The sequence below is a fragment of the Sphingopyxis sp. CR5 genome, assembly GCF_059693785.1.
In genome coordinates this window covers 426,991-439,405 of the sequence record NZ_JCATIE010000002.1, presented here as the reverse complement: position 1 = coordinate 439,405, position 12,415 = coordinate 426,991, and the positions used below count along the sequence as shown (strand labels likewise).

Here is a 12,415-nt window from a genome sequence, read left to right as displayed (position 1 = left end):
GTTCGGCGGGCTTTTTGGAGCTTGAGGATTTGGGCTTCATCTTCGTTCCTTCGTCACTACGACGAAGCCCAAATCCTCCTTAAATCACAACCTCAAATCTGTGCCATTGGCGCTGACGGGGGACACATCATTCTCGATATTCCTCGCGCCTGCCCCTCGATCTTGCGCATTCGGGTCAAGACATCACGGAACTTGGGGTTTTGATCATCGCTCATGCCGTTCTCTCCAGACGCCGAGTTCATTCCTGACTGCTTTTGACACAGTTGCAAAGCAGTTCGCAATACACTATACCCCCCTATAGTATACGACGGAGAGAAAGATGACCAATGCGACGACGAAAGGTTCAATCCTTGCCTGGGGCTGGGCTTTCAGCGTCTTACTGCTGATTACCTATCTGCTCTGCGTGGCCTTTGGCCTGATCGCGCCCGATACTTTCCATATGCATGAAGCATGGGCGCCTTTGCTGCCAGGCTTCGATTGGTTGACATGGCCTGGCTTCTTCGCCGGGGCTATCGACAGCTTTCTCTATGGCTGGTATATCGCGATCCTAGGGGTCCCGCTCGTCCGCTATTTCAGAAAAAGGATCGGGTGAAGAACCGGCAATGTGGATTTATCCGCTGCCGCGAATTCCGCACAGGTCGCAAAGCCTATGACAATGCACAGCTTACCCTTTTCCGGTTCGTCTTTCAGCAAAAAGACGGAATTGTTCCTGCATACGGTTATCGGGCCAGTGCTGGGCATCTTAATCCTTCATCCGCTCACCGCGCTCGTTTATGGGTCTGGAGGGGCAGCAGCGGCGAGCGTGCCATTTGCTGAGCAGTTGGGCTCGGCGGTCGATCGACTGAGCGCGGCATTTGAAATCGAAATGCTGCCCATGAGCCTGGCTTTCGCGGTGATCGGCGGCGCAATCGGCCTGACGTTTGGTCTTTATCATCTGCGGCTCATGGCAGATCGCCAGATAATCCGCTCTCTGGAGCATCAATTGGCCGAAGAGCTGCCGCTGCTCATCGCCCGAGGCGAGGGCGCACAGCTGGAATTCAAATCGTCGCTGCGTTGGGATACGCGTGAACAGCGCGCAAATCGAAGCCTTCAACAGGTCGTGTTCAAAACGATTGCCGGATTTCTCAACAATGATGGCGGCACGCTGCTCATCGGCGTCGACGATAGCGGGGGCATCGTAGGAATCGAGGCCGATCTGAAGACTCTCAAGCACCCCAATAAGGACGGGTTCGAGCGCGTGCTGATGGACGCGATACGATCAGCACTCGGCGGTAACGCCTGCGCCCTGATCCATTGTTACTTTCACGATCTCGATGGCCGAACTGTTTGCCGCGTGATCGCACAAAAGAGCCTCGAACCGATCTATTTTCTCGACAATGGAGTGGCGCGCTTCTTGCTCCGCGCCGGCAGCAGTACACGGGAATTGGATGCGCGCGAAGCGCACACTCACCTTTCGCAGCGCGGAAAAGAATATGCACGGCAGGCATGAGATGATCCTCTGCCATAAATCGGCAAGTCGGGTTGATCTCGTTTCCCGTTTCACGCTGTCACTTTCAGCGGGGTACGCCGCCTGTCAGCTCGGTTCGGCCTTGTCGGCGGAACACTGGCACACCTTTGGCCAGATCCAGGGAGACTATGATGGACCATTCTAATTGCAGCCATAGCGGCCACGGCGAAGCCGTTGCTGGCGATGATGGCCGCTACGATCTCGTTCCCGCTGGTTATGACGGACCGGTTTATACCTGCCCCATGCACCCGCAGGTCCGGCAGCCAAAGATGGGGTCGTGCCCGATCTGCGGCATGGGTCTCGAACTCGAATCCGCGGCCATGGTCGATGACGGACCGAACCCGGAGCTCGTCGACTTTACAAGGCGTTTCTGGGTCGGCGCCATCCTCACCTTGCCGCTGCTTGTTCTCACGATGGGCCCCTATGTGGGCTGGCCGGGCGTGCGCGAAATATTTGGCGAGCGGGCCACCCTATGGATTGAACTGGTGCTCGGTACACCGGTCGTGTTGTGGAGCGGATGGCCGTTTCTCGAACGGGGCTGGAATTCGTTCCGCACCTGGAACCTCAACATGTTCTCGCTCATCGGCATGGGCGTTCTCGCCGCATGGATTTTCAGTGTCGTCGCCGTCCTGGCACCGGACATCTTCCCGGATGGCTTTCGCGATCCAGAGGGACATGTCGGCGTCTATTTCGAAGCCGCGGCCGTTATCGTTACGCTTGTGCTCCTCGGCCAAGTCATGGAGCTGCGCGCGCGTGAAGGCACCGGTAAGGCCATTCGCGCTCTCCTTGATCTTGCAGCCAAAACCGCCCGCGTCATCAGGGCAGACGGCACTGAAGAAGAAATCCCCCTTGAGCACGTGGCTGTTGGCGACCAATTGCGGGTCCGCCCAGGCGACAAGGTGCCCGTTGACGGTGTAGTGCTCAAAGGCCGCTCGTCTATCGACGAAAGCATGATCACCGGTGAACCAGTCCCGGTCGAAAAGGTCGAGGGCGACGCCGTGACCGGGGCAACGATCAACGGAACAGGCAGCCTGGTGATCGAAGCGAAACGTGTCGGATCAGACACCATGCTCGCGCAGATCGTGGAAATGGTTGCGGCCGCACAGCGCTCGCGCGCGCCGATCCAGAAGTACGCCGACAAGGTGGCCGGCATGTTCGTCCCCGCGGTTATCGGTATAGCCGTGCTCGCCTTCATCGCCTGGGCGATCTGGGGCCCCGCACCAGCGCTTGCCTATGCCCTCATTGCTGCAGTTGCGGTACTGATCATCGCCTGCCCCTGCGCTCTCGGCCTGGCGACGCCGATGTCGATCATGACCGCGACAGGAAGAGGGGCGCAGGCGGGCGTTCTGATCAAGAACGCCGAAGCGCTCGAGCGCTTCGAGAAAATCGATACGCTGATCGTCGACAAGACGGGTACGCTGACCGAGGGGCGCCCAAGGCTCGTCGCGGTTATGCCCGAAGAGGGCCACGATGAAATCGAGGTGTTGAGCCTGGCGGCGTCGCTCGAGCGCGGGTCGGAGCACCCGCTCGCAGAAGCGATCGTGCGCGGCGCCGAAGAACGCGGCGTCGCGATGGAAACCGCCAGCGAGTTCGAGGCCGTAACCGGTAAAGGCGTCATGGGCACGGTTTCCGGTAAACGCGTCGCGCTGGGTAACCTTGCGCTCCTGTCAGACCTCGGTTTGGAAGGTGCCACGCTCAGCGAAAAGGCCAATGCGCGCCGCGACGAAGGCGAAACCGTCATGTTCGTGATCGTGGCAGGCAAGATTGCTGGCCTCATCAGCGTTGCCGACCCGGTCAAGGAAACCACTCCTGCGGCGATCAAGGACCTGCACAAGCTCGGCCTTACGATCATTATGGCGACCGGCGACAATGAGCGGACGGCGCAGGCGGTTGCCGCCCGCCTTGGTATCGACGACATTCGCGCAGGCGTTCTTCCCGCGGACAAGGCGCGGCTCATCCGTGAATTGCAGGAAGGCGGTGCCAAGGTGGCCATGGCCGGCGACGGGGTTAACGACGCTCCGGCGCTTGCCCAGGCAGATGTCGGCATTGCGATGGGAACCGGCGCGGATGTCGCGATCGAAAGTGCGGGGATTACGCTCGTTAGAGGCAATCTCGACGGGATCGTCCGGGCCCGCAAGCTTGCCCGGGCTACGATGCGCAATATTCGGCAAAATCTGTTTTTTGCGCTGATTTACAACGCCTCGGGCGTGCCCGTCGCGGCCGGTGTTCTTTATCCTTTCTTCGGCATCCTGATTGGCCCAATGTTCGCAGCCTTTGCGATGAGTGCGTCCTCCATATCGGTAGTCCTGAACTCGCTCAGACTTCGTAGTGCGAAGCTGTGAACATTCGACAATCGAACAAATCGCCATCCCTGATCCATGCCTCAATGCCTCCGCATTGCGGCAGGGCCGGTCGCCTGTGGAAGATGGCAGCGCGACGCAAGCCATAGAAAGGTAAACCGCATGGATAACCATTCGGCGCACGAAGATAATCTGAACAAGAGCAGCATCACCCTGCTTGGCGGCGTTGCCATGGGGACTGGCGTCATGATCGGTGCGGGCATTTTTGCGCTCACCGGTCAGATCGCGGAGCTTGCCGGCCCTCTCTTCCCCCTCTCCTTCGTCGCAGGCGCGCTCATCACCGCGCTCGCATCATACAGCTACATCAAGATGTCGAATGCCTGGCCATCGTCGGGTGGCATCGCGATGATCCTGCAAAAGGCCTATGGTCCGGGTGTCGTCGCGGCCTCCGCATCAGTGCTGATGGCCATGTCGATGGTTATCAATGAGAGCCTGGTGGCGCGAACCTTCGCGACCTATGCGCTGCGTCCGTTTGGGCTCGAAGAAAACGCATTGCTGATATCGGGCTTGGCACTGGGACTCATCGTTTTCGCCTATCTGGTCAACGCCGCGGGCAATAGATCGGTAAGCGGGTTTTCGCTCGTTATGTCGGCGATAAAGGTTGGCGGGATAGCGGTGTTCGCAGTTGCGGCGATCTGGGCCAGCGGACTGTTCGCAGGCGCCTTTACCGAGCCTGCTTCCTTGTCGAACGGCGAAGCATTGCTCGCTTCGGTGGCCTTCTCGATCCTTGCATTCAAGGGGTTTACAACCATCACCAACAGTGGCGGAGAAATCGTCGATCCGCACAAGAATGTCGGTCGCACAATCATGATCTCGATTGCCGTGTGCATCGTGGTTTATCTGCTCGTCGCCTTGGCTGTTGGCTCCAGTCTCAGCATCGGCGAGATCGTTCAGGCGCGTGACTATTCCCTGGCCGCGGCAGCGCGCCCCGCATTGGGAGATCTCGGGTTCTATTTCACCGTAGCGATTGCCATCTCGGCGACTACGTCGGGGGTCATTGCGAGCGTGTTCGCCGTCTCGCGGATGCTGACAATGCTGACCGAGATGAAGATGATCCCCCACAGCCATTTCGGAATGAAGGGCGGCATCCGTAGCCACATGCTGGTCTATACGGTCGTCATAGCCGGCACACTGGCGGTCCTGTTCGACCTTTCCCGCATCGCCTCGCTCGGCGCCTTCTTCTACCTTGTCATGGACATGCTCGTCCATTGGGGCGTGTTTCGCAGTCTTCGCAAAGAGATCGGCGCCCGCGCTTCCGTCCTGCTCACCGCGCTGGCGGCCGACGCCGTTGTGCTCGCCGCATTTACGGCCGCCAAACTCAAGAGCGATCCGGCCGTGGTTTCCTATGCGGTGATCGGAATCGCGGCCGTGTTCGTGGCGGAATGGATATTTCTGTCCGGCCAGCGCAGGGAGACGAACACAGATTCTATTGAAAACAAGGTCGAGAGCGGAAGCGGCGATCACGACCGTCCTTGAGCGCAACATTGGCTGTTTGGCAGCTCAGATAAATATTTTTGAGGCGGCGCCGTAATTTCGCGCCGCCCCGCCCGTCTTTATTCCTTCGGCTGCAATCGGAATACCGGAAGTTTGTCCATCTTGTCCGTACCAGGCCGCGCGATCGACCGGCAGAAAGAGATTCGCGGGAGGAATGTCGGCGATTGCGACAAACATCGTTTCTCTTTCGAAGAACGATGAAATGAAAACGCGAAACGAACATTGGAATTGAACAAGCAGCCCCAGGCTGTGCGTGTGAACAAGGGGCTGTAAAGGCATGAAAACTGCGAGTGTTTACCGGATGGTGATGGAGGATCATGTCTGTCCCTATGGCATCAAAACGGTCGATCTTCTCAAGCGGCAAGGCTTCGAGGTCGACGATCATCACCTGACCAGCAGGGAGGAAACCGACGCGTTCAAGGACAAGCACGACGTCGAGACCACGCCGCAGACCTTTATGGAAGGCAAGCGCATTGGCGGCTATGACGATGTCCGCGAGTTCTTCGGCAAAAGCCGCTCGCAGCCCGAGGAAGGCGAAACCAGCTATCAGCCGGTCATTGCGATTTTCGCGGTCGCGCTGCTGCTCGCGCTCGGGCTGAGCTGGGCGTTTTTTGACGACCTCTTCACCGTTCGGGCCGCGGAGTGGTTCGTCAGCCTCTCGATGACCTTGCTCGCCGTCCAGAAGCTTCAGGACGTGCGCAGTTTCTCGACCATGTTCCTCAACTACGATCTACTCGCACGGCGCTGGGTGCCCTATGGCTTCGTCTATCCGTTCGGCGAAGCCGCTGCCGGCATTCTCATGACCGCGGGCGCACTGACCTGGCTTTCTGCCCCGCTGGCATTATTCATCGGCACCGTCGGCGCTGTCAGCGTCTTCAAGGCTGTCTACATCGACAAGCGTGAGCTCAAATGCGCTTGCGTCGGAGGTAGCAGCAACGTCCCGCTCGGTTTCGTCTCGCTGACAGAGAACCTGTTCATGATGGGGATGGGGCTCTGGATGGGTCTCAAGGTCTTTACATGATCCTCGGTTTAATCCTGGCGACCTCGCTGTTCCTGATATCGGTGGGCTCGCACCTCGTCATACTGAATGCGGGCCATACGCTGCTCGAGCAAAACTGCAGCCTTCTGCACAAGCTGGGCATCGCGCTGCTCGTTCTTTTCTCGCATCTGACCGTAGCGGCGTTCTTCGCCGCCGGCTTCTGGATCGGCGAGGAGATGGGTCTGGGCGGCTTCCGGCAGGCCGGCGCGATGACCGCGATGGACTATTTCTATTTTTCTCTGATCAACGTGACGACGCTTGGTTTGGCGGACATTTTCCCAACAGAGCACCTGCGGGTTCTCGCCGGCGTCGAGGCCCTCACCGGCTTCGCTCTCATCAGCTGCTCGGCGCAGCTATTCTGGACCATGATGCATAAAGGAGAAGAAGCATGACCGAAAAGACGACCCACTCGGACAAGGGAGGGGGCGGCAGCTACTGGCGGTTCATGGCCATGGTGTCGACCTCGACCGTGATCATGTTCTTCTTGATGTATGCCAACACCTTCACGATTGACGATGTTTTCTGGAGCGAAACGCGCTTCTGGATGATGTTCGTCATGGGCGCGATGATGATGATCGTCATGCTGCTCTTCATGTGGGGCATGTACAAGGACCCGACCAAGAACTTCATCATTCTGGGCGTCGGCGCCTTTGTGTTCGCGCTCACACTATGGCTGGTGCGCAGCCAGACCACCGTCGACGATACCGAATATATGGCAGCGATGATCCCGCACCACTCAATCGCGATCATGACCAGCGAACGCGCGAGCCTGAAAGATCCTCGCGTGCGCGAACTCGCGCAGGCCATCATCGTCGCGCAGCGCCGCGAAATCGCCGAGATGAAATATCTCATAGACGATATCGAGCAGAACGGTCCGCGGACCGAAGAACGCCTCCCCGAGGAGATGCAGCAATGAAAAAGATAGCTTTCACGGCGCTCATCGCGCTTCCGCTCGCCGCCTGCAATTCGAACACCGCTCCGGGCAACGACCGCGAAGCCCAGCTCGACCCGCCCGCTACTGCCGCGCCGATCGAGGCCGCGGCCAGTGCTTTGGCTAATGTCAGCCCGGGCCTGATGCTTCCCGAGACAATGAATGACGCCGATATCGCGGCACTAGGTGCCGGGCAGGCCTGCCAGTTCCGCCTGACCGAAGTGGCCTTTCCCTCGTTTGTCTATGACGGCGACGGGGGCGGTGCGATCAAGATCAATGGCAAATTGATCCCCGTCACCGCCGATGGCCCCGGCAGCTATTCGAATGGCGAGCTTCGGATCAGGACCCGTGTACTGGATGATGAAGGCGATGCGGGTCTGCAAATGCAGGAGATGATCGTCGTCGGACCCCGGATGAAGGACGAGTTCGGGTTCTGGGGATATACCACCTGTCCGGCAGGCGGAGCCTGATACTGGCAGGGCGCATGGGCGGGCCGTTGGCTACCCCGTGCGCCCGCAGCTCCTCCGTTCGTCGCCCTCACCAGTCTTAACAGGAACAAGCAGATGACCGATACGAGGCCCATCGCTGTCTTCGGTGCAGGCGGGAAGACCGGCACCGAGCTATTGCGGCGTGCCCTTGCGCGGGACATACCGATCCGCGCCTTCGAACACACCGTGCCCGGGCCAGACGAGCGGGTGGGCGACTTCGAATATATCGAATGCGATGTGCTGTCGGATGATTTCGCGGGCGATCTCGATGGCTGCCGCGCGGTTATCTCGACGCTCGGTGTCGCTTTCGGTCCGGGCAATGCGATCGATCCACCGCCGCTCTATTCCGATGGCACGCGCAACCTGCTCGGGGCGATGGCACAAGCGAAGATCGACCGCATTGCCGTGATCTCCGCTGCCTTCGTCGAACATCAGTCGAGCGTTCCGGCGTGGTTTGAGCTCACCGCCAAGCCTGCATTGTTCAATATACTCGAGCAGATGCGCGCCATGGAAGCGATGCTCAGCGACGACCAAGGCATCAAATGGACGGCCGCACGACCGGGCTGGCTCCTGGATGAGCCTTACACCGGCGATGCCGTCATTTCGGACGAACGCTTGGCAGAAGGCTGTTTCCGATGCCGTCATGCAGATCTCGCGGCAAGCCTCCTCGACTTCGTGTGCGAAGACATCTGGATCAACGCAAAACCTGCCATCGGCAGGCCCGAAGCCGAACAGTTCGAAAGTCCTGCCGCCATCAAGGCCGAACTCGGTATCGATTAAACGTCGTATCATTTTTCGACTTGTGACGGACCCGCACGTTACAAGTTTTGAGCAACAGACAAGGAAGTCGTATGTTTCTGGAGAAGATCAAAACCCCCGGTCTCTCGCACCTCTCGTATATCATCGGCTCGGGCGGGCAGGCGGCGGTCATCGATCCGCGCCGGGACTGCGAGGTCTATGTCGAAAAGGCCCGGGCCGAAGGGCTGGAGATCACGCATATCTTCGAAACCCATCGCAATGAGGATCTGCTCAGCGGCTCGCCGATTTTGGCCGATTTGACAGGAGCCACGGTCTATCACGGGCCCAACGCGGCAGGCGAGATCGTTTTTGCCAATACCGCACGCGAGGGCGATTGTTTCGAGCTGGGTCAATTGCGGATCGAGGTGCTTGAAACACCTGGACACACCGACGATCATCTCGCTTTCGTCATCCATGACAGCGAATATTGCGAGGGACCGGTCGGCGTCTTTACCGGCGATGCGCTGTTCGTCGGCGATGTCGGGCGCACCGACTTCTATCCCGAGCGCAAGGAAGAAGTCGCGGGCCTTTTGTTCGATTCCCTGCAGAAACTTTGCGGCCTCGGCGATCAGGCGATTATCTACCCGGCGCATGGTGCGGGCTCGGTCTGCGGGTCGGGAATGGCGGACCGGGAATTCTCGACAATCGGCCACGAGCGACGCAACAACCCGCGACTGCGCATCTCCGACCGCGACGAGTTCATCAAGGCGAAGGTGGCAGAACACCACTACCAGCCGCCCTATTTCCGGCTGATGGAGCGGCTCAACCTCGAAGGGTCCGATGCCGCGCCGCGGATTATGCGGCCAAGGCGTCTGGGGCTGGAAGACCTTAGCAAGAGCGGCGCTGATCACCTGGTCGATGTGCGCGAGCCGCTCGCCTACGCTGCCGGCCATCTGCCGGGTGCCATGTGCCTTCCGGTGGGAATGATACCGGCCTTTGCCGGATGGTTCCTCGGTGAAGGCGACAGGATCGCGCTCGTCGCTTCCCAGGAAGACCAGCTAGCCCACGCCACGGCCCATCTGGTGCGCATCGGTCTCGATAATGTTGTCGGCGGCTATGTCGGCGTGGTTCCGGCCGCTGCTCAGGGCAAAGCGATGCGCAACATTCCCATGATCGGCACCGAGGAAATCGCGCGCAGGCTCAATCAGGACAGCCGTGAATGGACTTTGCTCGACGTGCGCGACGCGGACGAACGACAGGAAGCAAGCATCGACGGCTCAGAACATATCTATGTTGGCGAGCTCAACACGCGATGGAAAGAGCTCGACCGCAACCGACACTACACGCTGATGTGCGCGAGCGGCATGCGGGCGAGCGTTGCCGCAGGCTGGCTGGCGAGCCAGGGCTTCAAGCGCCTCGACATCTATCTCGGCTCCATGGGCGCTTGGAAGCAGCAAAGCTCGTAGACGATCACCGCGTTCATGTTTCTTTCAATCCCATATTTCCCCGAAGCTCCGCTGCCGGCGAGCCGTGATCTTCCAAAGTCTCAGGCTTGGCACGCACAGGGTGCATTGGTCGTAATACAGTCGATTGTCGGCCGAGACCGGCTCAGGCTAGGGTCCGGACCCATAAACGGGATTCACAGCAGCATCGAGATGTGATTCACCTGCCTCCAGCGAGGAGGTGTGGTGGATGGCGGATTTCTTCTGGTTTTCGGATGATCAGTGGGCGCGGATCGAGCCGCTCTTGCCGAACGATACGCGCGGGATGCCAAGGGTCGATGACCGGCGCGTGCTTTCCGGGATTGTTCAGGCTCTGAAGAGCGGTGGTCGCTGGGGCGATTGCCCGGAACATGTCTACGGTCCGAAGAAGACGCTCTACAACCGCTTCCGGCGCTGGGCCGAACGCGGCGTGTGGGAACGGATCTTCGCCCAGCTCGCCGGGGTCGATGGCGTCCCTGAAAGGCTCTTCATCGACAGCAGCTGCATCAAGGTCCACCGCACCGCCGGCGGCGCAAAAGGGGGGCCTTGGCTCATGGTATCGGCATCACCAAAGGCGGACGCAACACCAAGCTCCATGCCGTCTGCGACGAGAAGGGCCGCCCGCACATCCTCCTGCTGACGCCGGGCAACACGCACGATGCCAAGGTCGCTATCCCCACCGACGTCGCCGTTGTCGGGACGTTTGCGGTCGTGATCCAGCTGCAACTTCAGCACTCCAATGTCGATATGCGGATCGGGCTGCTCAGATATCTCTGGGCCGTTGCACCGGTGCACCGCCACCATCACCTCGCCTCCGAAACCGAGGGCAATGTCAATTTCGGCCTCTTTTTCACCATTTGGGACCTGCTTCTTGGCACGGGCAAGTTTGTCTCGAGCGCGCATATAAGATCCGGAACCGTCGGCCTCGCTGGTGTGGAATCTTATCCCGAGACGTATCTGGCTCAGCTAACCGAACCGTTTAGAACGCGGCAGCCCTCACCCGAGACTGGCCCGGTACGAAACGAAGGGCAAGCGTGATGGCCGAGCAGACAAACTACACGCCGCCTGCGGGTTACAGCTTCCTGACGCCACTTTACGACATTGGTGTCCGGCTCACGACCCGCGAGGCCAAATGGCGCAAGACACTTGTCGGGCTCATCGCGCCGAACGACAACGATGTTCTACTCGATGTCGGAGCCGGAACGGGCAGTCTCTCGCTGCTCATAGCGCCGGCGATGCGGCGATCACCTATTTGGGGATCGATCCGGACGGCGATGCTATCGAGATCGCTCGCGCGAAAGCGCGGCGCGCGGGCATAGACGTCGAATTCAGGCGCGCGATGATGTCCGCAGATGCGGTCGCGGACTGGCCTACACCGAGTATCGCAACGCTTTGCCTTGTTCTCCATCAGGTGCGCCTCGACGAGAAGATGCGGCTTCTAAGCGAGATCCATTCCGTGCTCGAACCGGGCGGTCGCCTGTTCGTTGCGGACTATGGAGAGCAAACCTCGTGGATCATGCGTAAGCTTTTCAGGGCAACGATTCAGCAGCTGGATGGAATTGCAGATACGCAGCCGAATGCGGATGGGGTGCTCATCCCGTTGATGTCCAGAGCCGGTTTCGTCGAGGTCCGGGAGCTCAGAAAATTCAACACAGTCACCGGTTCGATATCGATAATCAGCGCGATGAAGCGAGCGGAAGAACCTTGTTAATCAAACAGGATTTTGGGCGCAGCAATGCGCGGTGACGGCAAGATGGGGCCTGCGCCCGCTTTCATTGCGCCGGCGTGACCGGAAGTGAAATGGGCAAGAAATTGAGATTGTTTTTGATTTTGCTGGCTTGGTCTGGCGCCATTGGCGGCATGATCGATGGATTGATTACGCTATATGCAGCGTGGGAGATCGCAAAGGATGCAAATATTGGCATCGGGGTTACCGTTGAAACCCACATCTCCATGCATTTGCCAATTCTGTATTTCCTCAAGGAGGTTGGCTACGCGCTTGCACCGAATGCGCTCATCGATTGGATCTTTGCCCTTCCGGCTCTCCTGTATTTCCCCTTTCGCGTGCTTGTGAATTTGCTCTTCGGTTGGATCATGTTGACATGGGCGAACCGTCTGGAGGTTGCCGAAGGGGATCTTGCGGCGTGACTCTTCGAGCTCTGCGAGTACCTCTGTTGATGGAAACATGCCTGTGTCTCGAAGATCGCCCCGCGTAGACGAAAGGGCCGAAGGATAGACCGGCTCATCAACCGCCCTTCATGCCCGACCGTAAGCCAATCCGGCTTTCCTGAGCGAACCTGTCTGAACCAGGTCAGCTGAGGAACCGCAACCCGTTCCTTTCCGGCCGTGTTGCCCGCCTTGCGGGCGGCCCGCACCA

The 12,415-nt window shown here is 59.3% G+C and carries 15 protein-coding genes; 14 read left to right on the top strand and 1 reads right to left on the bottom strand.

What is annotated here, in order from left to right; genetic code table 11:
- The first annotated feature begins 319 nt into the window (after positions 1–319).
- The 4 genes from AC58D2_RS04955 to AC58D2_RS04940 all read left to right on the top strand — a co-directional run bounded on the left by AC58D2_RS04955 (position 320) and on the right by AC58D2_RS04940 (position 5,343).
- Positions 320–592, top strand: a complete 273-nt coding sequence (locus tag AC58D2_RS04955; RefSeq protein ID WP_120108471.1) for a DUF5676 family membrane protein — start codon at positions 320–322, stop codon at positions 590–592.
- A gap of 63 nt (positions 593–655) precedes the next feature.
- On the top strand, positions 656–1,489 hold the full coding sequence (locus tag AC58D2_RS04950; protein ID WP_494227897.1) for an RNA-binding domain-containing protein: 834 nt from the start codon (positions 656–658) through the stop codon (positions 1,487–1,489).
- 149 nt (positions 1,490–1,638) lie between these two features.
- Positions 1,639–3,849: a copper-transporting P-type ATPase gene (locus AC58D2_RS04945; RefSeq protein ID WP_179945453.1), complete on the top strand. Its 2,211-nt coding sequence runs from the start codon at positions 1,639–1,641 to the stop codon at positions 3,847–3,849.
- A 120-nt stretch (positions 3,850–3,969) separates the two neighbouring features.
- The gene (locus tag AC58D2_RS04940) at positions 3,970–5,343 is read left to right on the top strand and encodes an APC family permease (RefSeq protein ID WP_046904117.1); all 1,374 of its coding nucleotides are present in this window, start codon (positions 3,970–3,972) and stop codon (positions 5,341–5,343) included.
- A gap of 24 nt (positions 5,344–5,367) precedes the next feature.
- Here the strand turns inward: AC58D2_RS04940 and AC58D2_RS04935 are convergent, their stop codons facing one another.
- On the bottom strand, positions 5,368–5,640 hold the full coding sequence (locus tag AC58D2_RS04935; protein ID WP_120108476.1) for a hypothetical protein: 273 nt from the start codon (positions 5,638–5,640) through the stop codon (positions 5,368–5,370).
- On the opposite strand from AC58D2_RS04935, the gene AC58D2_RS04930 reads away from it, so the two are divergent.
- The 10 genes from AC58D2_RS04930 to AC58D2_RS04885 all read left to right on the top strand — a co-directional run bounded on the left by AC58D2_RS04930 (position 5,639) and on the right by AC58D2_RS04885 (position 12,186).
- Complete coding sequence (locus AC58D2_RS04930; RefSeq protein ID WP_047822768.1) at positions 5,639–6,382, top strand: glutaredoxin family protein; 744 nt, start codon at positions 5,639–5,641, stop codon at positions 6,380–6,382. The genes AC58D2_RS04935 and AC58D2_RS04930 overlap by 2 nt on opposite strands.
- Positions 6,379–6,792: an ion channel gene (locus tag AC58D2_RS04925; protein WP_494227990.1), complete on the top strand. Its 414-nt coding sequence runs from the start codon at positions 6,379–6,381 to the stop codon at positions 6,790–6,792. The genes AC58D2_RS04930 and AC58D2_RS04925 overlap by 4 nt, the downstream gene beginning before the upstream one ends.
- Positions 6,789–7,316, top strand: coding sequence for a DUF305 domain-containing protein (locus AC58D2_RS04920; RefSeq protein ID WP_494227991.1), 528 nt, complete (start codon positions 6,789–6,791; stop codon positions 7,314–7,316). The genes AC58D2_RS04925 and AC58D2_RS04920 overlap by 4 nt, the downstream gene beginning before the upstream one ends.
- A complete protein-coding gene (locus AC58D2_RS04915; RefSeq protein WP_046904121.1) occupies positions 7,313–7,801 on the top strand; it encodes a DUF6692 family protein in 489 nt (162 codons plus the stop codon). The genes AC58D2_RS04920 and AC58D2_RS04915 overlap by 4 nt, the downstream gene beginning before the upstream one ends.
- A gap of 93 nt (positions 7,802–7,894) precedes the next feature.
- Entirely contained in the window at positions 7,895–8,599 is a 705-nt protein-coding gene (locus AC58D2_RS04910) for an NAD(P)H-binding protein (RefSeq protein ID WP_494227992.1), read from the top strand.
- Positions 8,600–8,670: 71 nt separating this feature from the next.
- A complete protein-coding gene (locus tag AC58D2_RS04905) occupies positions 8,671–10,023 on the top strand; it encodes an MBL fold metallo-hydrolase (RefSeq protein WP_497387857.1) in 1,353 nt (450 codons plus the stop codon).
- A 226-nt stretch (positions 10,024–10,249) separates the two neighbouring features.
- Positions 10,250–10,678 carry a transposase gene (locus tag AC58D2_RS04900; RefSeq protein ID WP_497387855.1) on the top strand — a complete coding sequence of 143 codons (429 nt, stop codon included), beginning with the start codon at positions 10,250–10,252 and terminating at the stop codon, positions 10,676–10,678.
- Entirely contained in the window at positions 10,585–11,076 is a 492-nt protein-coding gene (locus AC58D2_RS04895; RefSeq protein ID WP_497387853.1) for a sterol desaturase family protein, read from the top strand. Before AC58D2_RS04900 ends, AC58D2_RS04895 begins: the two co-directional genes overlap by 94 nt.
- Before the next feature lie 214 nt (positions 11,077–11,290).
- Entirely contained in the window at positions 11,291–11,749 is a 459-nt protein-coding gene (locus AC58D2_RS04890; protein WP_494227961.1) for a methyltransferase domain-containing protein, read from the top strand.
- Between the two features lie 74 nt (positions 11,750–11,823).
- On the top strand, positions 11,824–12,186 hold the full coding sequence (locus tag AC58D2_RS04885; protein ID WP_156170875.1) for a hypothetical protein: 363 nt from the start codon (positions 11,824–11,826) through the stop codon (positions 12,184–12,186).
- Positions 12,187–12,415 lie beyond the last annotated feature (229 nt).

Bases quoted from the DNA above. Each gene is read 5' to 3' on its own strand.
- AC58D2_RS04955 (WP_120108471.1), top strand. From the start codon at position 320: ATGACCAATGCGACGACGAAAGGTTCAATCCTTGCCTGGGGCTGGGCT.
- AC58D2_RS04950 (WP_494227897.1), top strand. From the start codon at position 656: ATGCACAGCTTACCCTTTTCCGGTTCGTCTTTCAGCAAAAAGACGGAA.
- AC58D2_RS04945 (WP_179945453.1), top strand. From the start codon at position 1,639: ATGGACCATTCTAATTGCAGCCATAGCGGCCACGGCGAAGCCGTTGCT.
- AC58D2_RS04940 (WP_046904117.1), top strand. From the start codon at position 3,970: ATGGATAACCATTCGGCGCACGAAGATAATCTGAACAAGAGCAGCATC.
- AC58D2_RS04930 (WP_047822768.1), top strand. From the start codon at position 5,639: ATGAAAACTGCGAGTGTTTACCGGATGGTGATGGAGGATCATGTCTGT.
- AC58D2_RS04935 (WP_120108476.1), bottom strand. From the start codon at position 5,640: ATGCCTTTACAGCCCCTTGTTCACACGCACAGCCTGGGGCTGCTTGTT.
- AC58D2_RS04925 (WP_494227990.1), top strand. From the start codon at position 6,379: ATGATCCTCGGTTTAATCCTGGCGACCTCGCTGTTCCTGATATCGGTG.
- AC58D2_RS04920 (WP_494227991.1), top strand. From the start codon at position 6,789: ATGACCGAAAAGACGACCCACTCGGACAAGGGAGGGGGCGGCAGCTAC.
- AC58D2_RS04915 (WP_046904121.1), top strand. From the start codon at position 7,313: ATGAAAAAGATAGCTTTCACGGCGCTCATCGCGCTTCCGCTCGCCGCC.
- AC58D2_RS04910 (WP_494227992.1), top strand. From the start codon at position 7,895: ATGACCGATACGAGGCCCATCGCTGTCTTCGGTGCAGGCGGGAAGACC.
- AC58D2_RS04905 (WP_497387857.1), top strand. From the start codon at position 8,671: ATGTTTCTGGAGAAGATCAAAACCCCCGGTCTCTCGCACCTCTCGTAT.
- AC58D2_RS04900 (WP_497387855.1), top strand. From the start codon at position 10,250: ATGGCGGATTTCTTCTGGTTTTCGGATGATCAGTGGGCGCGGATCGAG.